Annotated in this window: 25 protein-coding genes and 1 tRNA gene; 16 read left to right on the top strand and 10 right to left on the bottom strand. The window is 31.8% G+C overall.

Going from position 1 to position 23,657, the window contains the following annotated elements; all coding sequences use genetic code 11:
* Positions 1 to 9: 9 nt before the first annotated feature.
* Complete coding sequence (gene dusB / locus IEW41_RS11125; protein ID WP_188606438.1) at positions 10 to 1,002, top strand: tRNA dihydrouridine synthase DusB; 993 nt, start codon at positions 10 to 12, stop codon at positions 1,000 to 1,002.
* Positions 1,003 to 1,005: 3 nt separating this feature from the next.
* Here dusB and IEW41_RS11120 read toward each other — a convergent pair whose 3' ends face one another.
* Together IEW41_RS11120 and rbfA are read right to left on the bottom strand one after the other, a co-directional pair.
* Positions 1,006 to 2,208, bottom strand: a complete 1,203-nt coding sequence (locus IEW41_RS11120) for an ABC transporter permease (RefSeq protein WP_188606437.1) — start codon at positions 2,206 to 2,208, stop codon at positions 1,006 to 1,008.
* 70 nt (positions 2,209 to 2,278) lie between these two features.
* Positions 2,279 to 2,674, bottom strand: coding sequence for a 30S ribosome-binding factor RbfA (gene rbfA / locus IEW41_RS11115; RefSeq protein ID WP_188606436.1), 396 nt, complete (start codon positions 2,672 to 2,674; stop codon positions 2,279 to 2,281).
* A 168-nt stretch (positions 2,675 to 2,842) separates the two neighbouring features.
* On the opposite strand from rbfA, the gene mce reads away from it, so the two are divergent.
* From mce to IEW41_RS11100, 3 genes are all read left to right on the top strand, one after another.
* Positions 2,843 to 3,247, top strand: a complete 405-nt coding sequence (gene mce, locus IEW41_RS11110; RefSeq protein WP_188606435.1) for a methylmalonyl-CoA epimerase — start codon at positions 2,843 to 2,845, stop codon at positions 3,245 to 3,247.
* 47 nt (positions 3,248 to 3,294) lie between these two features.
* Positions 3,295 to 3,368, top strand: a tRNA-Ile gene (locus IEW41_RS11105).
* A gap of 409 nt (positions 3,369 to 3,777) precedes the next feature.
* A complete protein-coding gene (locus tag IEW41_RS11100; RefSeq protein WP_188606434.1) occupies positions 3,778 to 3,987 on the top strand; it encodes an Fjoh_0651 family PID-CTERM protein in 210 nt (69 codons plus the stop codon).
* Here the strand turns inward: IEW41_RS11100 and IEW41_RS11095 are convergent.
* Positions 3,984 to 4,574, bottom strand: a complete 591-nt coding sequence (locus tag IEW41_RS11095) for a riboflavin synthase (protein ID WP_188606433.1) — start codon at positions 4,572 to 4,574, stop codon at positions 3,984 to 3,986. The genes IEW41_RS11100 and IEW41_RS11095 overlap by 4 nt on opposite strands.
* Positions 4,575 to 4,632: 58 nt before the next feature.
* Here IEW41_RS11095 and pdxA point away from each other — a divergent pair, with 58 nt between their 5' ends.
* The 12 genes from pdxA (at position 4,633) to IEW41_RS11035 (ending at position 15,992) form a co-directional block, all read left to right on the top strand.
* Complete coding sequence (pdxA, locus tag IEW41_RS11090; RefSeq protein WP_188606432.1) at positions 4,633 to 5,679, top strand: 4-hydroxythreonine-4-phosphate dehydrogenase PdxA; 1,047 nt, start codon at positions 4,633 to 4,635, stop codon at positions 5,677 to 5,679.
* Positions 5,680 to 5,752: 73 nt separating this feature from the next.
* On the top strand, positions 5,753 to 6,292 hold the full coding sequence (locus IEW41_RS11085; RefSeq protein WP_188606431.1) for a YceD family protein: 540 nt from the start codon (positions 5,753 to 5,755) through the stop codon (positions 6,290 to 6,292).
* A 9-nt stretch (positions 6,293 to 6,301) separates the two neighbouring features.
* A complete protein-coding gene (rpmF, locus tag IEW41_RS11080) occupies positions 6,302 to 6,505 on the top strand; it encodes a 50S ribosomal protein L32 (RefSeq protein ID WP_188606430.1) in 204 nt (67 codons plus the stop codon).
* Positions 6,506 to 6,684: 179 nt separating this feature from the next.
* Positions 6,685 to 7,680 (top strand): beta-ketoacyl-ACP synthase III, encoded by a 996-nt coding sequence (locus IEW41_RS11075; RefSeq protein ID WP_188606429.1) that lies wholly within the window; start codon positions 6,685 to 6,687, stop codon positions 7,678 to 7,680.
* A gap of 38 nt (positions 7,681 to 7,718) precedes the next feature.
* Positions 7,719 to 8,198 carry an acetyl-CoA carboxylase biotin carboxyl carrier protein gene (accB, locus tag IEW41_RS11070; RefSeq protein WP_188606428.1) on the top strand — a complete coding sequence of 160 codons (480 nt, stop codon included), beginning with the start codon at positions 7,719 to 7,721 and terminating at the stop codon, positions 8,196 to 8,198.
* Between the two features lie 86 nt (positions 8,199 to 8,284).
* On the top strand, positions 8,285 to 9,637 hold the full coding sequence (accC, locus tag IEW41_RS11065) for an acetyl-CoA carboxylase biotin carboxylase subunit (protein WP_188606427.1): 1,353 nt from the start codon (positions 8,285 to 8,287) through the stop codon (positions 9,635 to 9,637).
* 84 nt (positions 9,638 to 9,721) lie between these two features.
* Positions 9,722 to 10,399, top strand: a complete 678-nt coding sequence (locus IEW41_RS11060; protein ID WP_188606426.1) for a hypothetical protein — start codon at positions 9,722 to 9,724, stop codon at positions 10,397 to 10,399.
* Between the two features lie 17 nt (positions 10,400 to 10,416).
* Positions 10,417 to 12,315, top strand: a complete 1,899-nt coding sequence (locus tag IEW41_RS11055; protein ID WP_188606425.1) for a hypothetical protein — start codon at positions 10,417 to 10,419, stop codon at positions 12,313 to 12,315.
* Positions 12,316 to 12,321: 6 nt separating this feature from the next.
* The gene (locus IEW41_RS11050; protein ID WP_188606424.1) at positions 12,322 to 13,665 is read left to right on the top strand and encodes a hypothetical protein; all 1,344 of its coding nucleotides are present in this window, start codon (positions 12,322 to 12,324) and stop codon (positions 13,663 to 13,665) included.
* Between the two features lie 58 nt (positions 13,666 to 13,723).
* Positions 13,724 to 14,839 (top strand): NAD(P)/FAD-dependent oxidoreductase, encoded by a 1,116-nt coding sequence (locus IEW41_RS11045; protein WP_188606423.1) that lies wholly within the window; start codon positions 13,724 to 13,726, stop codon positions 14,837 to 14,839.
* 3 nt (positions 14,840 to 14,842) lie between these two features.
* Complete coding sequence (mtgA, locus tag IEW41_RS11040) at positions 14,843 to 15,541, top strand: monofunctional biosynthetic peptidoglycan transglycosylase (protein WP_188606422.1); 699 nt, start codon at positions 14,843 to 14,845, stop codon at positions 15,539 to 15,541.
* Entirely contained in the window at positions 15,531 to 15,992 is a 462-nt protein-coding gene (locus IEW41_RS11035) for a 3-oxoacyl-ACP synthase (RefSeq protein WP_188606421.1), read from the top strand. Before mtgA ends, IEW41_RS11035 begins: the two co-directional genes overlap by 11 nt.
* On the opposite strand, the gene IEW41_RS11030 is transcribed toward IEW41_RS11035, so the two are convergent.
* The 7 genes from IEW41_RS11030 to IEW41_RS11000 all read right to left on the bottom strand — a co-directional run bounded on the left by IEW41_RS11030 (position 15,987) and on the right by IEW41_RS11000 (position 23,585).
* Positions 15,987 to 16,898 (bottom strand): ABC transporter ATP-binding protein, encoded by a 912-nt coding sequence (locus tag IEW41_RS11030; RefSeq protein ID WP_188606420.1) that lies wholly within the window; start codon positions 16,896 to 16,898, stop codon positions 15,987 to 15,989. The genes IEW41_RS11035 and IEW41_RS11030 overlap by 6 nt on opposite strands.
* 77 nt (positions 16,899 to 16,975) lie before the next feature.
* Positions 16,976 to 19,030 (bottom strand): FG-GAP-like repeat-containing protein, encoded by a 2,055-nt coding sequence (locus tag IEW41_RS11025; RefSeq protein WP_188606419.1) that lies wholly within the window; start codon positions 19,028 to 19,030, stop codon positions 16,976 to 16,978.
* A 22-nt stretch (positions 19,031 to 19,052) separates the two neighbouring features.
* The gene (locus IEW41_RS11020) at positions 19,053 to 20,147 is read right to left on the bottom strand and encodes a hypothetical protein (protein ID WP_188606418.1); all 1,095 of its coding nucleotides are present in this window, start codon (positions 20,145 to 20,147) and stop codon (positions 19,053 to 19,055) included.
* A gap of 110 nt (positions 20,148 to 20,257) precedes the next feature.
* The gene (locus tag IEW41_RS11015) at positions 20,258 to 21,247 is read right to left on the bottom strand and encodes an aspartate-semialdehyde dehydrogenase (RefSeq protein WP_188606417.1); all 990 of its coding nucleotides are present in this window, start codon (positions 21,245 to 21,247) and stop codon (positions 20,258 to 20,260) included.
* Between the two features lie 121 nt (positions 21,248 to 21,368).
* Positions 21,369 to 21,764 carry a large conductance mechanosensitive channel protein MscL gene (gene mscL / locus IEW41_RS11010; protein ID WP_188606416.1) on the bottom strand — a complete coding sequence of 132 codons (396 nt, stop codon included), beginning with the start codon at positions 21,762 to 21,764 and terminating at the stop codon, positions 21,369 to 21,371.
* Positions 21,765 to 21,838: 74 nt separating this feature from the next.
* Positions 21,839 to 22,945 carry an alanine racemase gene (gene alr, locus IEW41_RS11005; protein WP_188606415.1) on the bottom strand — a complete coding sequence of 369 codons (1,107 nt, stop codon included), beginning with the start codon at positions 22,943 to 22,945 and terminating at the stop codon, positions 21,839 to 21,841.
* The gene (locus tag IEW41_RS11000) at positions 22,938 to 23,585 is read right to left on the bottom strand and encodes a thymidine kinase (protein WP_188606414.1); all 648 of its coding nucleotides are present in this window, start codon (positions 23,583 to 23,585) and stop codon (positions 22,938 to 22,940) included. The genes alr and IEW41_RS11000 overlap by 8 nt, the downstream gene beginning before the upstream one ends.
* Positions 23,586 to 23,657: the final 72 nt, after the last annotated feature.

Genomic DNA, 23,657 nt, shown 5'->3' with positions numbered 1-23,657 from the left:
AAAACAATAATGGTAAAAATAGGCGACATACAACTTCCAGACTTTCCATTGCTTTTAGCACCAATGGAAGACGTTAGCGATCCACCTTTTAGAGCGTTATGCAAAGAACAAGGTGCAGATGTTGTTTACACCGAATTTATCTCTAGTGAAGGCTTAATTCGTGATGCTGCAAAAAGCGTTATGAAACTTGATATTTACGAAAAAGAACGACCTGTAGGCATTCAAATTTTTGGAGCTGAACTAGACAGCATGCTACAGACTGTTGATATTGTTGAAAAATCGAATCCAGATATTATAGATATAAATTTTGGGTGTCCTGTTAAAAAAGTGGTTTGTAAAGGCGCTGGAGCAGGAATCTTAAAAGATATCGACTTAATGGTAAAGCTTACTGAAGAAATGGTAAAGCGTACCCACTTACCAATAACTGTAAAAACCCGTTTAGGTTGGGATCACGATTCTATTCGGATTGTCGAAGTTGCCGAACGTCTTCAAGATGTTGGTTGTAAAGCAATTTCTATTCACGGTCGCACAAGAGCACAAATGTATAAAGGTGATGCAGACTGGAAACCAATAGCAGAAGTTAAAAACAATCAGCGTATGTATATTCCTGTGTTTGGAAATGGTGATGTTGATTCGCCTGAAAGAGCAATGGAAATGCGTGATGTTTATGGTTTAGATGGCTGTATGATTGGTCGCGCAAGCATTGGTAACCCTTGGTTTTTTAAACAAGTAAAACACTTTTTTAAAACAGGTGAGCATTTGGCTCCAGTAAGTTTAGAAGAGCGTGTTGATGCTGCTCGCAGACATTTACAAATGTCTATAGATTGGAAAGGTGAAAAACTAGGTGTTTTTGAAACAAGACGCCATTATACAAACTATTTCAAAGGCATTCCAAACTTTAAGGAATACAGAATGAAAATGGTAACAAGCGATGATTCTGTTGATGTGTTTGCTGCCTTCGATGAGGTTTTAGAAGTGTTTTCTGGGTATGAGTTTGCTTAAAAATTAGCTTCTTACTAATGTCTCACTAATTCTTCCTGACGCTATTTTAGATGCTATTAATCCTAACACAGTTATAGTAATTAGCACCAGAAAAATATTCATAATTTCAATAGTCACAGGATAAGGTAGTGAAGGAGTAATCATTACTAGCTCAAATTGTTTCTGAAGCAATACAATAACAAAACCTATAGTTGTTCCAATAATTCCTCCTAAAACAGACATTAAACTTCCTTGAAGAAAAAATATTCTTTTAATTTCTTTTGTAGTTGCTCCAAGATTAAAAAGCGTGTGTAATGAGCCTTTTTTATCTAATATCATCATAATTAAAGCACCAATTACATTAAATAAAGCAATAATAATTACCAAAGTAAAAATCAAGTAAACAGCTAAATTTTCTGTATTCAACATTTTATAAAGCGAATCGTTTAATTGAATTCTGTTTTTCACTACAAGACGATTACCAAACGCGTTTTCAATAGCTTCTTTTACAAGAGCCTCATCGGCATTTTCTTTTAATTTTAGCTCAATACCACTAATCTGATTATGTTTATAATTTAGTAAGTATTTTGCAGTATTAATATCGGCATACACATACTCATTATCTAGCTCTTCATTAATCTGAAACACACCAACATTAATTGCATTTACAGAATTATAAACACTTTTAAAAGAGCTTATTTGACCTTTTCCTGGTTTCGGAACATAAATAGTTAGGCTTTTAGCATAATCTAAAACACCAAATGATAAATTGTTAGAAATTCCCCAGCCAGAAACCACTTGATCTGTATCGTTCTCAAACCAACCACCTTGTGCAATCATGGAGTCGATAGAAGTGACTTTATTGTAATTTTTGTCAACACCTTTTATGGTTGCTAATTTTCGCTTGTCATCAAATTCCAGAATAACACGTTCTTCAATAATTTTTGAATAGCTAGCAATACCATCTATAGAATTAAGCTTGACGGAATCGTTTTCAGTATAAACAAACGATTTACCTTGAGAAGGAGCAATCTTTAAATCTGGATCTACATAAGAAGAAAATTGTAAGCTAAAGTCCTTTAAACCCGCAAAACCCGAAAGCACAATAAAAAGAGCTGCTGCAGATACAATTACTCCCGAAACAGCGATAACAGTCATAATATTAATAGCGTTACTACTGCTTTTAGTAAATAAATAACGCTTGGCTATATATAGTGAAAAATTCATGTTTATACTTAAATAAGAGAACAGAGATTCAATATATAGCGCATAGGTTGAAGATTTTATTTTAAGCTAATTACGACTTTTTACGCTTATCTAACAGGTTAGCATCTTTAATTGGATTATCCTCTCCTTTTAATGACTTGTCAATACGCTCAATATATTCTAAAGAGTCATCAATAAAGAACTCTAAATTTGGCATTCTTCGAAGTTGATTTTTGGTTCGTTGTGCTAATTCATGACGAATTAATGGCGTGTTAGATCGAATGCCTTTCAACAACTCAGCACCTTCTTTATTCGGAAAAATACTCAAATACACCTTTGCAATCGATAAGTCTGCAGTAACATTTACTTTACTCACCGAAATAATAATACCTCTCAATCCACCTTTAGTTGCAGCACCTTGTAGCACTTCAACTAAATCTTGTTGTAAAATTCCACCTATTTTTTTCTGTCTGTGACTTTCTTCCAAAACAAACTTTTTTACGCCTTTAATATTCTAAAGGACTTAAAATTAATAAATAAAAGCCTAAAGCAATAGCTTTTCAGCTGCAAAAATAGAGCATATTTAAGGAATATTGTACTTTTGAAAGTATAAAGTTGAATTTAAAAGTGATTCCCACTTTTGTGGGAAGTAAATATGAAAAAAATAGAACATATTGGGATTGCTGTTAAAAATTTAGATGAGTCTAATGAATTGTTTACAGCGTTATTTGGTAAAAAACATTATAAAATTGAAGCTGTTGAAAGCGAAGGCGTAAAAACCTCTTTTTTTAAGGCAGGACCCAATAAAATAGAATTATTGGAAGCAACAAGTACAGATAGTCCAATTGCTAAATTTATAGAAAAAAAGGGAGAAGGTATTCACCATATTGCTTTTGCTGTCGATAATATTGAAGAAGAAATAGAAAGGTTATCTAAAGAAGGGTTTCAGGTATTAAACAAAACACCTAAAAAAGGAGCCGACAATAAGCTGGTTGCATTTTTACATCCTAAAACTACCAATGGTGTTCTTATTGAATTATGTCAAGATATTAAGAAATAAAATTCTTGTAGAGTTTTAAAATTAATATTAGATTTGCAGCCAATTTCGGTCCCATAGCTCAGTTGGTTAGAGCACCTGACTCATAATCAGGTGGTCCTTGGTTCGAGCCCAAGTGGGACCACAGAATATAAATCGTTTCATTAGTTTGAAACGATTTTTTTGTTTTTATCTGACTTAATACTGTTTTTTAATATAAAATCTAAGATAATTTTACTGAAATAAAACCGTTATGTAATTATTTTCGTAACTAGCAATAAGTTAAAAACAGAATAAAAACTAAGAAGGTGTATTTGATAAAACGCTATTAATTAATACGTTTGGTTTTAATTAGAATTTTCAAATTAAAAATTAAAATATCTTTTTTAAGACAAATTTATATATATTTGTTTTATAAAGTATATTTCAAGTCAAAGAACTATTTTATTTAAGTGAGGGATTTTAATTATAATTTTGTTGACAGAAATTTTTTAAAAAAATATTTTTTCTCATTTATTATTTCGGTTTTTTGCTTATTATACATTTTTATAAAAATGAGAATACAAAACAAGAAAATTTTAGCCTCAATCTTATTTGTATTAATAAGTTTTGTATGTTCCGCTCAAGGAGTTGAGCCTCCTCCTCCTTCGCCACCACCACCTCCAGGGTTACCTATTGATGGTAGCTTGCCTATACTTATAATATTGGCTTTAGCATTTGGAGTTTACAGAAAAGCTAAATCGGTTAAAAATAGTCAAGCCTAGTTTTGTAGACTATGTAGCTTTTGAACATATTTCCCTAATACATCAAATTCAAGATTGACTATATCTCCAGTTTTAAATAACTTAAAATTTGTGTGCTCAAAAGTATATGGAATAATTGCCACGCTAAATTGGTTTCTTTCAGAATTAATAACAGTCAAACTCACACCATTAACAGTTATAGAGCCCTTTTCAATTGTTATATTATTTAATGAAGCATCATATTCAAAAGTAAATATCCAACTTCCTTTTTGAGAATCAATAGATTTACAAATAGCAGTTTGGTCTACATGGCCTTGTACAATATGGCCATCAAGTCTATCGCCAAGTTTCATTGCGCGCTCCAGATTTACAATATCCTTTACCTTTAAAGAGCCTAAATTAGTTTTGTTAAGAGTCTCTTTAATAGCAGTAACCGTATAGTTGAGTCCATCTATAGCAACAACTGTTAAGCAAACACCATTATGCGACACACTTTGGTCGATTTTAAGTTCTGGGGTTATAATGCTTTTTAAAGTTAGATGAAGATTGTCTTGTTCGGAAACTAAATTTGTGATAACTCCTAAATCTTCAATGATTCCAGTAAACATAATGTCGAATAAATGGTTAAATTTGCGATAGTAAAATATACACAAAGATAAGGTTTTAATGAAAAAAGAAGAATATATTAAAGTTGGAATTTCGGTAGGCGATTTAAATGGTATTGGAACAGAAATCATTTTAAAAACTTTTGAAGATTCTCGAATGCTAGAATTTTGTACTCCAATAATCTTCGCTTCTATTAAAACCATGTCCTTTTTAAAAAAACACTTTAACAGCTCTATTAATTTTCACGGAATTAATGATATTAATCAAGTAGTTGAAGGAAAAGTAAATGTGTTTAATGTTTGGAAAGACAATGTAAATATTGAGTTTGGAAAAGAGGATCAATTTATAGGACAACTCGCAGTAAAATCATTAGAAAAAGCCACAGAAGCATTAAAGAACGATGCTATTGATGTTTTGGTAACAGCACCAATTAACAAACTTACTATTCAATCAGACTCATTTAAATTTCCAGGACACACAAATTATTTAGCCAAAGAGCTTGGTGGAACAAGCCTCATGTTTATGGTAACAGACGAGTTAAAGGTTGGGCTTTTAACCGATCACGTTCCTGTTAAAGATGTTGCAAAACATATTACCCCTAAATTAATTACAGAAAAAGTAGAAACTGTTTACGAATCACTAGTTAAAGACTTTAAAATAAATAAGCCAAGAATTGCAATTTTAGGGATTAATCCACACGCAGGAGATAATGGTGTTATAGGAGAAGAAGACGATAAAGTTGTTAAGCCAACACTTGAGAAAATAAGAGAAAAAGGGAAATTAGTTTATGGTCCATATTCTGCAGACAGTTTTTTTGGTTCTAAAAATTACAAAAACTTTGATGCTATTATAGCATCCTATCACGACCAAGGATTAATTCCTTTTAAAACAATCACATTTGGAGAAGGTGTAAATTTCACAGCAGGCCTATCTAAAGTAAGAACCTCACCAGACCATGGTACAGCTTTTGAAATTGCTGGCAAGGGAATTGCTGACGAAAGCTCATTTAAAGAAGCTGTTTTTACAGCAATTCAGGTTTTTAAAAACAGAAAAGAGTATAAAAAAATATCAAAAAACCCTTTAAAAACAGCCTCTAAAAAGATATAAACATTTTTTGTTGATAACACCTTTTTAATAAAGAAAAATTTTATATATTTGCAGGCTCAAAATGAATGCGACCATGAAGCCTTTAAAAGAGTACAACATACAGTTTGTAGGTTTAAAATTAGGAAAGCACCATTTTGATTATCAAATTGATAATAAGTTCTTTGAACATTTTGAGTATGATGAGTTTAATGATGTAAACATTAAAGTAGATTTAGGTTTTGAAAAAAAGACCACGCTTTTAGAGTTACATTTTCAAGCTTCAGGGATGGTTAATGTAAATTGTGACACAACAAACGAGCCTTATAATCAAAAAATAAAAACAGATTTTGATTTAGTTGTTAAGTTTGGTGAAGAGTATAATGACGAAAACGAAGACATCCTTATTATACCACATGGAGAGTATGAGGTTAATGTAGCACAATATATATATGAGTTAATTGTATTGTCATTACCTGCAAAACGTATTCACCCAGGTATTGCAGACGGAACATTACAATCAGATATACTTAAAAAGTTAGAAGAGTTAAGCCCAAAAGGTTTAGAAGAAAAAGAAAAGACAGAGGAAATTGATCCTCGTTGGAATACATTAAAAAAACTATTAACGGATAAATAATTATATAAAATGGCACATCCTAAAAGAAAGATTTCTAAAACTAGAAGAGATAAAAGAAGAACACATTATAAAGCAACTGTTCCTCAGATTGCTACGTGTCCTACAACAGGAGAAGCACACTTATACCACAGAGCTCATTGGCACGAAGGGAAACTTTATTATAGAGGTCAAGTGCTTATAGATAACTCTGAAAAAGAAGAAAACTTAGCATAATTATTATGCACGCATATAATAAAACGCTCATAATTGAGCGTTTTTTTTATGATTAATTTTTGAAAGTCTTAAAAACAACTTACTTTGCATCAAATTAGACCAATTTTGTTTAAATTAGACTAAAATTCACTGCTTTTTTGCGAATTTTAATCGATTTTCGGTCAAATTAATATAAAATAATGAGTAAAATCACTGCTGCAATTACTGCTATAGGTGGATATGTACCAGAGTATGTATTGACAAACCAAATATTGGAAACCTTAGTCGATACTAATGACGAATGGATAACCACCAGAACAGGAATTAAAGAGCGAAGAATTCTTAAAGAAGACGGAAAAGGAACATCCTTTTTAGCTATTAAAGCCGCTCAAAATCTAATCGACAAGACAGGATTAGATCCCAAAGAAATAGATTTAGTTATTGTTGCAACAGCAACACCAGACATGAAAGCCGCAAGTACAGCAGCATATACAGCAACAAATATTGGAGCTGTTAATGCTTTTTCTTTCGATTTGGAGGCTGCATGTTCTAGTTTTTTATTCGGAATGTCTGTCGCTTCTAGTTACATAGTTTCTGGAAGATATAAGAAAGTTTTATTAATTGGAGCCGATAAAAATTCGTCAATGATTAATTATAAAGATAGAGCCACATGCATTATTTTTGGTGATGGAGCTGGAGCAGCATTATTTGAGCCTAATCAAGAAGGCTTCGGATTACAAGATGAGCTCTTAAGAAGTGATGGTGGAGGAAGAGAATTTTTACAAGCTACTTATGGTGGTTCATCTTACCCATCTACTCCAGAAGCCGTTTCTGAAGGAAAACATTATGTGTTTCAAGACGGAAAAACCGTATTTAAAAATGCTGTTTTTAATATGGCAGATGTAGCTGAAAGAATATTAGATAGAAATAATCTTACTAAACAAGATATAGCTTGGTTAGTTGCACACCAAGCTAATAAACGAATAATTGATGCTACCGCAAGCAGAATAGAGCTAGAAGAGAGTAAAGTTATGATGAATATTCATAAGTATGGAAACACAACATCTGCAACTTTACCATTACTATTACACGATTATGAATCTCAACTCAAAAAAGGAGACAAATTAATTTTTGCGGCCTTTGGAGGAGGTTTTACTTGGGGTTCAATTTATTTAACTTGGGCCTATAATTCCTAAACAATAACTAACAATAACAACAACTAAAATTAATAATTATGGATATAAAAGAAATTCAAAACTTAATCAAGTTTGTAGCCAAGTCAGGAGCAAGTGAGGTTAAATTAGAGATGGATGACATAAAGATAACCATTAAAACTGGTGGAGAAGAAAGAGACACTACAACATTTGTTCAGCAAATACCAATGAGTGCTCCAGTAGCTCAAACAGTTGCGCCTGCAGCTTCAGCACCAACAACAGCTGCTCCGGCTTCAGCAACATCAGAAGATAATTCTAAATTTATCACTATAAAATCACCAATTATAGGTACTTTTTATCGTAAACCATCTCCAGACAAACCAGTTTTTGTTGAGGTAGGTAAATCTATAAAAGAAGGCGATGTGCTTTGTGTTATTGAAGCAATGAAGTTATTCAACGAAATAGAGTCTGAAGTATCTGGAAAAATTGTTAAAATTTTAGTTGACGATTCATCACCAGTTGAATACGATCAACCATTATTTTTAGTAGATCCATCATAACCATTTAAAAGTTCCAATAGACAAATCTCAAAATCCAATATTTGGAATTTGGTGCTTGGAATTTGAAATTTTTAAAACCAAAAGTTATGTTTAAAAAAATATTAATTGCCAATAGAGGTGAAATAGCACTTCGTGTTATTAGAACTTGTAAAGAAATGGGCATAAAAACTGTAGCAGTATATTCTACTGCAGATGCAGAAAGCTTACATGTTAAGTTTGCTGACGAAGCAGTTTGTATTGGTCCACCAGCGAGTAAAGACTCGTACTTAAAAATGTCTAACATTATATCGGCTGCCGAAATAACAAATGCCGACGCGATACATCCAGGTTATGGATTTTTATCAGAAAATGCTAAATTTTCAAAAATTTGTGAGGAGCATGGTATAAAATTTATTGGTGCTTCGCCAGAAATGATTTCTAAAATGGGTGACAAAGCAACAGCTAAAGCCACAATGAAAGCTGCTGGAGTGCCTTGTGTACCTGGAAGTGATGGAATTATAGCATCTTTTGAAGATTGTGAGAAAATTGCTAAAGAAACAGGGTATCCTGTGATGTTAAAAGCAACTGCAGGTGGTGGAGGAAAAGGAATGCGTGCTGTTTGGAAAGCAGAAAACTTAAGAGATGCTTGGGACTCTGCACGACAAGAATCTAAAGCCGCATTCGGGAATGATGATATGTATATGGAAAAGCTTATTGAAGAGCCTCGCCATATAGAAATTCAAATTGTTGGAGACTCTACAGGTAAAGCGTGTCACTTATCAGAGCGCGATTGTTCAGTACAACGTCGTCACCAAAAACTTACCGAAGAAACGCCATCACCATTTATGACAGATAAGCTGCGTAATGATATGGGGTTAGCTGCAGTTAAAGCAGCAGAATATATAAGTTATGAAGGCGCAGGAACAATTGAGTTTTTGGTTGATAAACACCGTAAGTTCTATTTTATGGAAATGAACACACGTATTCAGGTTGAGCATCCAATTACTGAGCAAGTCATTGATTTCGATTTAATTCGTGAGCAAATATTAGTTGCTGCAGGAGTGCCAATTTCTGGTAAGAATTATACACCAAATTTACATTCAATTGAATGTCGTATTAATGCAGAAGACCCTTATAACGATTTTAGACCTTCACCAGGAAAAATCACTACGCTTCATGCTCCAGGAGGTCATGGTGTGCGTTTAGATACCCACGTATATGCTGGATATACTATTCCGCCAAATTACGACTCTATGATTGCAAAGCTTATTACAACAGCTCAAACTCGTGAAGAGGCAATCAATAAGATGAAAAGAGCCCTTGATGAGTTTGTTATTGAAGGAATAAAAACAACAATTCCGTTTCATAGACAATTAATGGATCATCCTGATTATTTAGCAGGTAATTATACCACTAAGTTTATGGAAGGCTTTAAAATGCAAGCACCACAAGAAGACTAACACAAAAACTCCGAAAGCAATTTCGGAGTTTTTCTTTCTATAAGAAAAAAGCTTCATTATATTTGAATTCTTAAAAGCCATCAAATGAAGATATTTACCTATTTAAAATTTTGTTTACTAATTACTTTAATATCCACAACTACATCTTGTTTTGAAATTATAGAAGAAGTAGACTTAAAAAGTGACGGTTCTGGTACAATGGCATATACACTTAACATGAGTAAGAGTAAAGCTAAATTAGCTTCAATAATGCTTTTAGACTCTGTTAATGGGTTTAAAGTACCATCAAGAGAAGATATACAAAACGGATTAGATGATATTGTTTTAGAGCTTAAGAAAGCAGAAGGGATTACTAATATTAAAAAAACTGCCGATTACGATAATTTTGTGTTTTCAGTGAAATGTGATTTCAAAAAAATCGATAACATAAACAAGATGACGAATGAGGTTTGGAGTAAACAAAAAAACAAAACACCTCTATCATCTTATTTTTTTGATAGCTCAAAAGGGAGTTTTAAAAGACAATATAGCTATACAGGTGATGTAAAAAAACAATACAACAGGCTCAAGGCAGAAAACAAGAAGGTTTTTGATGATGCTTCTTATACTGTTATTTACAGATTTGATAAAGAAATAACCAGTCAAAACAACCAACAGGCCAAAGTTTCAAAATCAAAAAAAGCAGTTATGCAACGCATTAGTGCTATAGATATTATAAACGGAAAAGGAGATATAAACAATCAAATTCAACTAAAAAAATAACCTCAAAACCAAACCAAATGAAAAAACTTTTATGCAGCTTAATGCTATGCTTTTCTGCATTTGCAATAGCTCAAGACACAACAACCAAAATTCCAAATGACGCAGTAGTAGTAGCAACAATTAAGGGCAATAATTTACTACAACTAATGTCTATGGAGGAGTTAAACAACTCTTTTGTTGGTGCTGAAATCTTAAAAGAAGTTTCTAAAAAAGAAAATAAATATAACTCCTTAGAAGATTTTGGATTTAATTTAGGAGCATCTTCACATTATTTTTTTCAAGTTAACGATAGTATAAACTACAATACGATTATCATTCCAATAAAGGATGTTAATAAGTTTGAGTCTTTTCTAAAAGACCAAAACAATAAAGAAATTGTTAACCAAAATGGAGTAAAATCTTTTAAAGACCAAAACGATGGAGCAATTGTATGGAACGACTCTGTTTTAATTATGGTTATTGGCTCAACAAATGATTTTTATTTTGAGAATGAAGAAGTCATAAACCGTTATGGTTTAGAATCTGAAGACTATAGCAGTTATGAAGAGTTTATTGATGGAGCAGAAGAAGTCGTTGAAGTAGAAGAATATGTAATTGAATCGACTGAAGTTTATGAAGAAGTAGAAATTGAAGAGGTTGAAGAAGAGATAGAAGAAACAGTAATTGAATCTACCGAAATTTATGAAGAAGACACAGATGAAGATGAAGAAGATTACAGTTATTATAATGACTACTATAACTCAAACTACACAAAAAAGAAAGAGCTTGCTAAAAAATGGTCAATGAGTAAAGCAATTGAGCTTCTATCACAACCAGTAAGTAAGTCAATTCTTCAAAACAAATCGTATTTAAAGAGCCTAGACGACAAAGCAGAAGCAACACTTTGGATAAGTGATTTTAGCTCTATATATGATAATTTATTTGGCTCAATGTACTATAGACAACTAGGAGGTTTAAACCTTGGTAGTATGTATGCAGATTCTGGATTAACAGCTAAGCTATTTTTAGAAAAAGATAAATTGCAATTAATTACCACTTATACAATGTCAGATGAAATGGCAGAAAGCTATAAAAAGATGACTTCTAATAAGCTAAATAAAAAGTTTCTAAAATACATTAATGAAGATAGAATGATAGGCTATATGAGTTATTCAATTAGCACAAAAGCAGCTTTAGATGAATATCCAAAACTCATGAAAAATCTATATAGCAGTATGCCTAGTTATGGTGAAGAAGCAGGTTTAGCAATAGATTTATTTTCACTTTTATTAGATGAAGAAGCAGTTTCTAAAGTATTACCTGGTGATATGCTATTTTTACTATCTGGAATTTCTCAGAGAGATGTAACGTACACTACTTATGAGTATAATGATGATTATGAGTATGTAGAGATTGAGAATACTAAAACGGAAACTGTACCAGATTTTTTGTTAATGATATCTACTGAAGACGCAAGGTTTCTTAATAAGTTTATAAACTATTCAATAAAAAAACAATTAGTTACTTATGAAAACGGTTATTATGTTTTAACAATACCGCAAAGCCCATTAGATGTTTTTTTTGCTATTAAAGACGGAATAGTATTTATTGGAACGTCTGAATTAGAAATGAATAAAATTATTAAAGGCACATTTGATGCAAAGGTATCATCTAAGCACAAAAAATTATTATTAGATAGTAATTATTCAGCCTATTTAAACGGAAAACAATTAGCATCAAAAATACCGATGGAAGACATGAGTAAAGATATGGTTGACAAGCTAAATTGGTTTTTAAACAACACTGAAGATGGTTATATAAAATCATCTAAAATAAAAGGTAATTCAATGGATGCCGAAATGGTAATTGAGGTTCCTTCAACTGAAGAAAATGCTTTAAAATATCTATTCAATATTATAGAAACCTTTTCTAAATAACCTTTAATGAAGAGAAGAAAAATACTAATTAGAGCAGCCATAATTATAAGTGTGCTGCTCTTAATTTTTAAAGGTGTTTTTAAGTATAGAGATTATAAATCTTATACAAATGCAATTCATAAAAATGCCGATAAAGTTATTAAAGTAAATATTGATGGAATCGGTAAAACTATAGCGTATAATGCTATAAAACACCCTATCTACTATTACAAAAACAGTAAGTCTAAAAAGGATACTTTAGAAGTTAAGGAAAAGAAAGACAAAGGGTTTTCCTTGCCAGCAAATGTTTTTTTATACACTATAAAAGGTAAAAATGCTACTACAGTTTTTACATCATTTAATATTTCTGATAAAGAGAGTTTCAAGAACTATCTTAAAAACGAACTTAAAATCACCGAATTCCAAAATTTACAAACTCTAATAGTTGCCACAAACAAAGACAATAAATTAAAGATTGCTTTTAGTGATAATCAATGTGTGTTGGTTTATAATCCAAGTAAAGAGAATATAGACGATGTATTTATTGATATTTTAATCGAGAATAAGACACTTAAAAAAGGAGATGTATTAGTGTCAAAACTTAAAGATATTGACGAGCATATAGCATATCTATCAGGCAATGATATTTTAACGCTTCGTTTTAATGATGGAGAAATTAATTTAAAAGGAGATTTCACATTACTAGAATACCTACAAATTCCCAACGATAAAACATACTCTAAATTTTCTGACGATAGCAGTGTAAAATTTTATCTTAATGCATTAGTTTCTAAAAACAGTAAACCATTAATATACAAAGACATTACTATTAAATCAGATAGTATTAACAGTTATTACAAAGGTAATTTTGCTATTGAAATGGCAAAATCAACAACACAAATAGACTCTGTTGTTACTTATGAATATAATGATGATTTTGAAAAAGTTGAAACATTAACCGCTTCTGAAAAACAAGTACCAGAAATTAATATTCAACTTTCAGGAAATCCTTCAAAACTTTATAATTATTTAGAAAGCACTTCAATTATTAATAATGGTAAACTAAATAAAGAAATCTTTCCTCTGTATCAAATAAAGACAGACACTACTAAAAATGGACTGCATGCAAGTACTAGTTTTAATAAAAGCCCAACCCAGTTAGAAGTTACAAATCCGCAGTTTTTTTTATTGGATGTAGATTTTAAAAAGTTACAAGATCAGAATCACTTTCCAATAATTAACTCCTATTTAGAAAAGCTGTTAACTCTTAAAGTTGAAGGAAATTTAAATACAGAGAAAACCTTAAATGTTAACGGGAAAATGGTTCTTAAAGACGAAAGTATAAATTCGCTAATACAATTATTATTCTAGTGTGTGAGCAATTGTTAAAAGCAATATATTAGCACAAATTTTAGTACCTTACTCATAAATGATGTTCAGTTATTGGGAAATAAAATCTTGGCTAACAAATGTAGACTTTACAATTGTAGGTAGTGGAATAGTTGGTCTTAACTGCGCATTACATTTACAAGAACGTTATCCGAAGGCTAAAATATTGGTGTTGGAAAGAGGTGTGTTGCCACAAGGCGCAAGCACAAAAAATGCTGGATTTGCATGTTTTGGAAGTTTGAGTGAAATACTAGATGATTTAAATTCACATACCGAAGAAGAGGTTTTAGAACTTGTAAAAAAACGATTTGATGGTTTGTTATTATTGCGTCAAACACTTTCGGACAAAGCAATAGAATACCAACAATTAGGAGGCTATGAGTTGTTTTCTAACAAAGATGACGAATTTTACAACTATTGTATATCACAACGAGAACGAATTAACTCATTACTTTTTCCACTCTTTAAAGATGATGTATTCACATTAAAAAGCAACAGCTTTAACTTTAAAAATATAAAAGAAAACTATTGTTATAATTCATTTGAAGGTCAAATCGATACTGGAAAAATGATGGAATCCTTAACACAATTAGTTTTAAGTAAAGGCATAAAAATATTAAACACAGTACAAGTAGAAAACTTTCAAGAGAGCAATAATGAGGTGCATATAAAAACAAATTATTTTGAGTTAAAAACCAACAAGCTTTTTATTACCACAAATGGTTTTGCAACAAAGCTAATATCTGAAGAAGTAAAGCCAGCTAGAGCTCAAGTATTAATAACCAAACCCATTAAAGACTTACAAATAAAAGGCACATTTCATTTAGATAAAGGCTACTATTATTTTAGAAATATAGATAATAGGGTTTTATTTGGTGGAGGAAGAAATCTCGATTTTAAAGGCGAAGAAACCACAGAAATGACCCAAACAACCTTAATTCAAAACAAATTAGAAGAGCTTTTAAAAACCACTATTCTGCCAGATACAGATTTTGAAGTTGATTATAGTTGGAGTGGGATTATGGGAGTTGGAAGCCAAAAAAAACCAATAGTAAAACAATTAAGCGACAATGTGTTTTGTGGTGTTAGACTAGGAGGAATGGGAATTGCAATTGGTAGCACAATAGGAAAAGAGTTAGCACAATTAATAAAATAACAGATGATAAAACGATTTTTCAAGTTTATTTTAAAATCCATAATGTGGATGTTTTTATTTTCCATTTTCATGGTTATAGTTTTCAAATGGGTTCCTGTACCAATGACTCCTTTAATGGTTATTAGAAGTGCGCAACAGTATCAAGATGACAAAGAGGTAGTATTAAAACATGATTGGGTATCAAAAGATGAAATTTCAAGAAATCTTAAACTAGCTGTTATTTGTAGTGAAGATCAGAATTTTTTAAACCACAATGGGTTTGATATGAAAGCCATTGAAAAAGCTATCGAATTTAATAAAGCTGGAAAAAGAGTTAGAGGCGCAAGTACCATTTCTCAACAGACAGCCAAAAATGTGTTTTTATGGCCTCACAGAAGTTGGTTTCGTAAAGGGTTAGAAGCTTATTTCACCTTTTTAATAGAAGTGTTTTGGTCTAAAGAACGAATTTTAGAAGTCTATCTTAATAGTATAGAAATGGGAGATGGAATTTATGGAGCTGAAGCCGCATCACAACATTGGTTTAAGAAACCAGCAACAAAACTATCGCGTAGCGAAGCAGCAGCAATTGCTGCAATACTACCAAATCCAAGAGTGTATAAAGCACGACCAGCAACAAATTATATACAAGGCAGAAAAAACTGGATAGTAAGACAAATGGGTTATTTTGGACCACTAGAATTTGAAGCAAAGGATGATAAATAATCTAGACACCAAACAAAAACTATACAGATACTGTCTCGAGTTTATTGATGCTAGATTGCAAACAGTTCAAAACCAAATAGTCGAAATTCAAAACTCATTATTATCTGAGACTAAAAGCAGTTCAGGAGATAAACACGAAACAGGACGAGCGATGCTACAACTTGAACGTGAAAAAGCAGGACAACAATTAGCCGAAATTCAAAAATTAAACGAAATTATATCTAAGATTGATATAAATAAAGCAGGTAGCACAATTAGTTTAGGGAGTTTAATTATAACTTCAAATGCAAATTACTTTATAGCAATTAGCGCAGGCGAAATACGTATCGAAAATATAGATTATTACTGTATCTCTGCCAATACACCAATAGGCCAACTTTTAATTGGTAAAACGAAAGGAGATAATTTTTCGTTTAGAGACTTAAAATTTGAAATTAATGAAGTTTTATAAGTAGATACTTAAAAACACAGCTACTCCTTTTTTAATTGATTTAGAGTGTTCAAAAAACACCTTTTCTCCATTTAAATTAGCTTCAATTAAATAATAATACCCTTTAAAATAAGAGTGATTTACAACGGCTTTTAAATTAGATTTTTCTACCACTTTTAGTTGATTTGAATAGACGATTTTGTCATCAATAAGGTTAAATTCACCAAAAAATGAAGCAATTAGTGGTGTTTTAGGGTTTTTATATAAGTGTTCAGGGATGTCATTTGCTATAATTTTTGAATCTCCTAAAACAATCATTTTATCAGCAAAACCTAAAACATCATCTTTGTCGTGAGTGGCAACAATACAAGTAATATTTTTTTCTTTTAAATATTTGAATAGATTACGACGAAGCGATTGTTTTTTAAAATTATCAATATGACTAAAAGGCTCATCTAATAATATAATTTCGGGCTGTTTTGCCAATGCTCTTGCAAGTGCTACGCGCTGTTTTTGTCCTCCGCTTAAATTTTTAACTTTTATTTTTGAGAACAAAGCAAGTTCAACAACTTCAAGCAGCTCAGTTACTCTTTCTTTTTTTTCAACAGGAAAGAAATTTGACAAATGTTTACCTATATTTTCTTCAACAGAAGTAAAGGGCATTAAATCAAACTCCTGGGTTACATGTTTCATGAAATCATAACCTATAACAAGATTGAATTTTGGGCCTAAAATTTTAGTATTATTCCAAAGTATTTCCCCTTGATTTAAATCATATTCACCATAAATCAACCTTAAAAGTGTGGATTTTCCTGAACCACTTTCTCCAATTACAGAAAGGTTTTGCCCTTTATTAACGGAAAAATCAATGTTCTTTAGAACAAAGTTTTTTTCGTAACTGAATGATATGTTTTTAACTTGCAGCATTATTAGAATAAGACAAATGTAGGACAAAAAAAATTCGCTCATATTATGAGCGAATTTTAATTATAAATAAACTTTTCTTATTGCTTGATGAATTTTTGATTTTTAATCGAACCATCAGACATTATGCGTAAAATATATTGTCCAGCATTTAAGTTAGATACATCAATAATATTAGAATCTAATCTTGCATTTAAGACACGTTTTCCACTAATATCAAAAACAGTATAAATAGCATCTTGTAAATTATCTAATGTATTAAGGTTTAAAACACTTTTAGTTGGATTTGGGTATAAGATTAAATCGTTAACAAAATTATCTTGAGTACTTAATGTTGCATTAGACTCGTTTACTACAAGCATTGCATCTATTGAAGGATTATTAATAGTTTCCACTAAACCAGATGGCCAGTAAACTCTAACATAATTAATAGAAGTTTCGGTGCCAATACCAAAATGAGTGTTTAGTGAATGCATATATCTAAAACCCTCTCCACTTCTTACATCTCTAATTTGAGTTCCGTTAGCAGTATTAATTTCAACACGAGCACCAATACCGTTTATATTTGAAAATCCAGTACCAGTTTGGCCAATAGTTACAATTTTTATCCAATGGTTTGCATTTGCATTGTTGTAGTAAACATTTCCATTAAACATATCTAGGAAACCATCATTATTTATATCTCCAATAGCGCCTGTTGATGGAATGGTTAGTGAGTTAAAAACATTAAATGTCATATCGCCATTTCCAAATAAAATTGACCCATTAGAATAAATATCTAGCTTACCATCATTATCAAAATCACCAGGAACATTTTCGTGACCTATTTTTGCAGTACTAACACCAGAGCCAGTTGTGACATCAGTAAATGTATTATCGCCATTGTTTCTCATTAATTTATGATCATACCCAGTACTTGAGCCAACATACGCATCCATATCGCCATCATTATCAAAATCTCCCCAAGCAGCAGACCATGTTTGTATAATATCAGCAAGATTACAAGATGGGCCTATATCTGTAAAGGTACCATCACCATTATTTCTGAACATTTGATTTGTTCTTCGAGCTTCACTACCTCCGCACTTTGCCATAAACATATCAATATCTCTATCATTATCAAAGTCTATCCATACTGAGGCATAATTTCCTCCAGAAGGATAGTTACCTAATCCATTAGTGTTGTTAAACACAAGATTATTTGATCCATCATTTATGTAAGAAACACTTGGAGCTACATCATGACATACAAATGCATCTAAAAAACCATCATTATTAATATCAACAAAATTTGAACGTTGAGAAAACACATTTTCAGGTCCAGAAATCTCTGTAAAAGCAGTTCCATCATTATTTGCCTTCATAAAAGTAACACCATTACCAGCTCCATATAGTAAATCAGTATAACCATTAGCATCATAGTCACCAGCAGCTAAGCTCCATGAAGGTAAAAAGTCAGCAGATGTTGTAGTAATATTTACTGTATTAAAACCACCTGTCGCTATTTGATAATTAATATTTATAGTAGTTGAACTAATAGAAACAACATCGTCTAAATAATCTCCATTCATATCTACTAAAGCCCTATCGTAAGTTCCAGTAGCACCAGGAAAGTTTTGAGATGTAAAAGTCACAGAAGGTACTGGAGGAGGAGGTGTTGTTGGAGTTTCTGAAATTGTAAAATCAAAATTACTGCTATTCGTCCATTTATTATCCCAAACAATATAATAGGTCTCACCCAATTCAGCATCAAAAGTTGCAATTGATAAATAAGAGCTACTATTTGTACCAGTTAAAACCCCAGAATCATCATCGCCAGCAACACATATCAATGAACCACACTGTCCTTTAAAAATATGTAATCGTGTATCTTTATCTCCATTAACCGCTAAATCTGAACTCACAGTTACTGAGAAATCATCTGTTGGGACATATTTTATCCATTCTGCAGCAGTAACATTTGCGCCATCACCAAAACAAAAACCACTAGGAACTGCACCATTTATTGTTGCAACTGAGTAAGTGCCAGCCGAGGCGGTCGAAGAACCAAGAGCTTCATTACAGGAATTATAACTTTGAGCACTTAATGAGAGTGTAGTTAAACACATTGTTAAAAAAAGTAATAGTTTTTTCATAATTAAAAAATATAAAATAATATTATTGACATATTGTTGTTAATGAGTTTATCCATTGTTCTATTAGCTGGGCACCTTCATCATGTTTTAGAGTTCTTGCTAAAAGAGGCATTCTTAATGATTCTTCAACCGAATTTATTCTTACAGCCAAAATTGATCTTTCAGCATTTCCTGGATTGACTATGTAAGTTAACGAAGGGTCAAAAATTTCATGCGCCTCAACACATACACCTAAATTTGTAAGGTTTGATGTTTTGTTAAAAGCAAATCTTATAGGCCTGTAATCGCAATGCCTGTTGTCTTCATGACAATGAGCACAGTTAATATCTAAATAAGAACGAACTCTTAAACCTAAAGGTTGTGACACGTCGTCCCATTTAACCACTGTTTGAATGTTTGTTGGGATATTTCCAGACAAATAACCCACTTCTTTCCATTTTTGAAGTTGATTAAAATTACCATCAGTGTAACTAAACGCCATATTCAAATTTTGAGGTTTAACACCTATTGGCTGAGCTACATCGTTATCAGACTTATGGCACGTTAAACATTGTGGGCCTGAAGGCACATAATAGTTAACACTTCTTTGTTGGTTGTTTTCAATAAAATTTAATGGAACATAACTACCAGCCAAATCAAAAGACGCTTGAGTTTGATCGTCATTCCATTTATAATTAGCAAACACCCAGCCCTCTTCTTTTTTAATTTGTAACCTTGTTTCTAATATTTTAGCCTCATTTGAAGGTAAAACATTTTCGTAGTAAAAGTTCTTTATAAGCACTGTGCCAATTGGGAAGTCTAAAATAGAATAATCATTAATATAGCTTGCGCTTACTCCTGTAGGCATCCAAATAAATCTTTTTTTGTGAGCGTAATCAGAAAACAAAGGCGTTATTAAGTCGTAAGGTAAAACACCATAAACAGGAGACAAATTCTTCATTTCTCCATCAAAAAAATTGTATTCCGATAGGGTTTGATATGGCACTTGAGCAATGTCAAAAACCACTGGAGATTCTTGCTCAGGCTCAATAGGAACGTAAGCATCGTCTTTAGCACAAGAAATAAAGAGCAAAGATAACACTAGCAGAAAAGTGATATTATTGTAATTTTTAGACATTTACAGTAAAATTTGGACTACTAATTTAGCTAATTGGATACTTACTAATCAATTAATTAGTTGTATTACACTTTTTTACTGTCGAGATGAAAAAATTAACAAAAGCAATCTTAAATAAGGCTATTTGATAGAAGGTATTCTGCTATCTGAATAGTGTTTGTTGCAGCTCCTTTACGTAGATTATCACTCACAATCCATAAATTTAATGATTTGGGCTGAGAACCATCTCTTCTAATTCTACCCACAAATACATCGTCTTTACCATTAGCATATATTGGCATTGGATATGTATTAACATCAATATTATCTTGTACAGTTACACCGTCAGTTTTACTTAACAACTGACGCACATCGTTGATATCAAAATCGTTTTCAAACTCTACATTTACAGCTTCACTGTGACCTCCAGAAGTTGGAATACGAACAGCTGTAGCAGTTACAGCAATTGTTTTATCGTTAAGTATTTTTTGAGTTTCCCTTACGAGTTTCATTTCTTCTTTTGTGTATCCATTTTCTTCAAAAACGTCGCAATGTGGAATGGCGTTTTTATGAATAGGATAATGATATGCCATTTCACCTTTTACACCTGCAAGTTCGTTTTCTAACTGTTTAACAGCCTTTAAGCCTGTTCCAGTAATAGACTGATATGTAGAAACGACTATTCGCTTTATTTTATATTTTTTATGAAGAGGAGCCAAAACCATAACCATTTGTATAGTTGAACAGTTTGGGTTAGCAATTATTTTGTCTTGTTTTGTAAGTTGATTGGCATTAATCTCTGGAACAACTAATTTCTTATCTAAATCCATTCTCCAAGCAGAAGAGTTATCGATAACTGTTGTGCCAACTGCAGCAAATTTTGGAGCCCATTCTAACGACGTATTTCCACCAGCTGAAAAAAGAGCAACATCTGGTTTTAAAGCAACAGCTTCGGCAAGACCAATAACTTTATAGTCTTTGTTTTTAAAAGAAATTATTTTTCCGATAGATTTTTCAGACGCAACTAGTATTAATTCAGTAAATGGAAAACTACGTTCTTCCAAGACTTTTAACATCACTTCGCCAACCATACCTGTGGCACCAACAACTGCTATTTTCATTAGTATTGAATTTTATTTAAGCACAAAAATAACCAAATAATTAGTACAAAATCTTTAAAATTTAGCCAAAAAAGAACCCAATTCGTTAGAATTGGGTTTAGTTAGAATATGTATGTAGCGATTATTTTTTTAATGCGTCTCTGATTTCTTTTAATAAATCATTATCAGATGGTCCTGCTGGTGGAGCGGGTTCTTCTTTTTTCTTTGTTTTGTTAACCGCTTTTATAATCATAAACATTACAAAAGCAACAATAATAAAGTCTATTAAACTGGTTAAAAAACTTCCGTAAAGAACAGCAATTTCTCCAGTTACATTTCCTGCTTCGTCAGCTGTACCAGGTGTAATTACATATTTTAAATCGTTGAAATCTGATTTGAAAATCAGCCCAATTAAAGGCGAAACAATTCCAGCGGTAAATGAAGTGACAACTTTATTAAAAGCAGCACCCATTACAAAAGCAACAGCAATATCGATTAAATTGCCTTTCATTGCAAAATCTTTAAACTCTTTTAGCATAATAATTGTATTAAGTTAGTTATTAGGCTCTAATGTAAGAAAAATATATAAATGTTAAAAAAAGCCTAAAGGAATTATTTTAATATAATACGTTTTACACGTTGAGAAATAGATGTAATAAGCTCGTAAGAAATTGTATTTGCACTTTGAGCCAAGTTGTTTGCTGTATGATTTGCATCAAAGATAATTACTTCATCACCTTCTTTACAATCTATACCAGTAACATTTACCATAATCATATCCATACACACATTACCAACAATTGGTGCTTTTTGATTGTTAATAATTACATAGCCCTTTCCGTTTCCATACTGTCTTCCAATTCCATCTGCATGACCAATAGGGAGTGTTGCTGTTTTTTGTGATGCCTCACTTTTAAAAGCCCTATTATAACCAACAGTTTCTCCTTTACTAATATGATGAATTTGAGAAATAACAGATTTTAATGAAGCAATAGGTTTAAAGTTTTTATTCTCTTTATCAGAATTACCAAAACCATATAAGCCAATTCCGCTTCTAACCATATCTAAATGTGCTTCTGGATAATTTAAAATGCCAGAAGTATTGCATAAATGTAATAATGGCTTGTATCCAAAAATGGCAACAAATTTTTCTGTTATATTTTTGAATGATGAAATTTGCCCTTTTGTATAATTATCTTCATTTAAATCTTCACTTGCTGCTAAATGAGAAAATATAGATTTTATTTTTACAGCTGATGATTTACTTAATTTAGAATGAATGGCAACTATATCGTTTTCAGAAAAACCTAATCGGTTTAAACCTGTATTGAATTTAAGATGTATTGGGTAATTAGTTTGTTTTTCTGTTTTAGCAACTTCAATAAATTCATTTAAAACTTTTTCGTTATATAAACTCGGTTCTAAACAACGCTCAATTAAAAGCTTAAAACTTATAGGAAGTGGATGTAGCACTAAAATAGGTTTTGTAATACCAGCATCTCTTAAAGCAATGCCTTCACTGGTATAGGCGACTGCAAAATAATCAACATCTAAATCTTGTAAGTAACTTGCTATTTCATTTGCTTCATTACCATACGCAAATGCTTTAACTACTGCTAGAAATTTAGTGTTGGATTTAAGTTTAGATTTTAGATACTCAAAATTATGCTTTAAGGCTTTTAAATCAATTTCGAGGATGGTTTCTTGCGCTTTAGGCATTTGAATTATCGGGTTTTGTAATCACAACTTCAGGATCATTTACACTCATGTTTCTCACCTTATCACGAAGCATAGCTTTATAAAAAGCAGCTCTGCTTAATGGCTCATATTCGTCAACCTCACCAAGTAATACTAAGGCATCACTTTTTGCTTTTCGGTAACTATATTGCGCTAAATTTCCTGTTCTTGTACAAACCGCATGCACTTTAGTTACATATTCAGCTGTTGCCATTAAATGTGGCATTGGGCCAAATGGATTGCCTTTAAAGTCCATATCCAGTCCAGCTACAATAACACGTATACCTTTATTTGCTAAATCATTACAAACACGTACAATTTCGTCATCAAAAAATTGAGCTTCGTCAATACCTACAACGTCACAACCATCTGCTAAAATTGGGATATTAGCTGCTGCAGGAACAGGTGTAGATCTAATTTCATTTGCATCATGCGAAACAACCATTTCGTCATCATATCGTACATCAACAGCAGGTTTAAAAATCTCTACTTTTTGTTTTGCAAACTGCGCACGTTTTAATCGTCTAATCAATTCTTCTGTCTTACCAGAGAACATAGAACCGCAAATAACTTCAATCCACCCAAATTGTTCTTTAGGATTTACTGTATTTTCAAGAAACATTTTGTAATTTTAACACTAAAACAAAGCAAACTTTCGTTTGCATAAAGGTGGCGTAAATTTATTAAAAATCAA

This window comes from Aquaticitalea lipolytica (assembly GCF_014641635.1).
Lineage (GTDB): Bacteria > Bacteroidota > Bacteroidia > Flavobacteriales > Flavobacteriaceae > Aquaticitalea > Aquaticitalea lipolytica.
Note: the sequence above shows the minus strand (reverse complement) of the source record. Positions and strands in the feature narration are given on the sequence as shown.

Bases quoted from the DNA above. Each gene is read 5' to 3' on its own strand.
- dusB (WP_188606438.1), top strand. From the start codon at position 10: ATGGTAAAAATAGGCGACATACAACTTCCAGACTTTCCATTGCTTTTA.
- IEW41_RS11120 (WP_188606437.1), bottom strand. From the start codon at position 2,208: ATGAATTTTTCACTATATATAGCCAAGCGTTATTTATTTACTAAAAGC.
- mce (WP_188606435.1), top strand. From the start codon at position 2,843: ATGAAAAAAATAGAACATATTGGGATTGCTGTTAAAAATTTAGATGAG.
- IEW41_RS11100 (WP_188606434.1), top strand. From the start codon at position 3,778: ATGAGAATACAAAACAAGAAAATTTTAGCCTCAATCTTATTTGTATTA.
- IEW41_RS11095 (WP_188606433.1), bottom strand. From the start codon at position 4,574: ATGTTTACTGGAATCATTGAAGATTTAGGAGTTATCACAAATTTAGTT.
- pdxA (WP_188606432.1), top strand. From the start codon at position 4,633: ATGAAAAAAGAAGAATATATTAAAGTTGGAATTTCGGTAGGCGATTTA.
- IEW41_RS11085 (WP_188606431.1), top strand. From the start codon at position 5,753: ATGAAGCCTTTAAAAGAGTACAACATACAGTTTGTAGGTTTAAAATTA.
- rpmF (WP_188606430.1), top strand. From the start codon at position 6,302: ATGGCACATCCTAAAAGAAAGATTTCTAAAACTAGAAGAGATAAAAGA.
- IEW41_RS11075 (WP_188606429.1), top strand. From the start codon at position 6,685: ATGAGTAAAATCACTGCTGCAATTACTGCTATAGGTGGATATGTACCA.
- accB (WP_188606428.1), top strand. From the start codon at position 7,719: ATGGATATAAAAGAAATTCAAAACTTAATCAAGTTTGTAGCCAAGTCA.
- accC (WP_188606427.1), top strand. From the start codon at position 8,285: ATGTTTAAAAAAATATTAATTGCCAATAGAGGTGAAATAGCACTTCGT.
- IEW41_RS11060 (WP_188606426.1), top strand. From the start codon at position 9,722: ATGAAGATATTTACCTATTTAAAATTTTGTTTACTAATTACTTTAATA.
- IEW41_RS11055 (WP_188606425.1), top strand. From the start codon at position 10,417: ATGAAAAAACTTTTATGCAGCTTAATGCTATGCTTTTCTGCATTTGCA.
- IEW41_RS11050 (WP_188606424.1), top strand. From the start codon at position 12,322: ATGAAGAGAAGAAAAATACTAATTAGAGCAGCCATAATTATAAGTGTG.
- IEW41_RS11045 (WP_188606423.1), top strand. From the start codon at position 13,724: ATGATGTTCAGTTATTGGGAAATAAAATCTTGGCTAACAAATGTAGAC.
- mtgA (WP_188606422.1), top strand. From the start codon at position 14,843: ATGATAAAACGATTTTTCAAGTTTATTTTAAAATCCATAATGTGGATG.
- IEW41_RS11035 (WP_188606421.1), top strand. From the start codon at position 15,531: ATGATAAATAATCTAGACACCAAACAAAAACTATACAGATACTGTCTC.
- IEW41_RS11030 (WP_188606420.1), bottom strand. From the start codon at position 16,898: ATGCTGCAAGTTAAAAACATATCATTCAGTTACGAAAAAAACTTTGTT.
- IEW41_RS11025 (WP_188606419.1), bottom strand. From the start codon at position 19,030: ATGAAAAAACTATTACTTTTTTTAACAATGTGTTTAACTACACTCTCA.
- IEW41_RS11020 (WP_188606418.1), bottom strand. From the start codon at position 20,147: ATGTCTAAAAATTACAATAATATCACTTTTCTGCTAGTGTTATCTTTG.
- IEW41_RS11015 (WP_188606417.1), bottom strand. From the start codon at position 21,247: ATGAAAATAGCAGTTGTTGGTGCCACAGGTATGGTTGGCGAAGTGATG.
- mscL (WP_188606416.1), bottom strand. From the start codon at position 21,764: ATGCTAAAAGAGTTTAAAGATTTTGCAATGAAAGGCAATTTAATCGAT.
- alr (WP_188606415.1), bottom strand. From the start codon at position 22,945: ATGCCTAAAGCGCAAGAAACCATCCTCGAAATTGATTTAAAAGCCTTA.
- IEW41_RS11000 (WP_188606414.1), bottom strand. From the start codon at position 23,585: ATGTTTCTTGAAAATACAGTAAATCCTAAAGAACAATTTGGGTGGATT.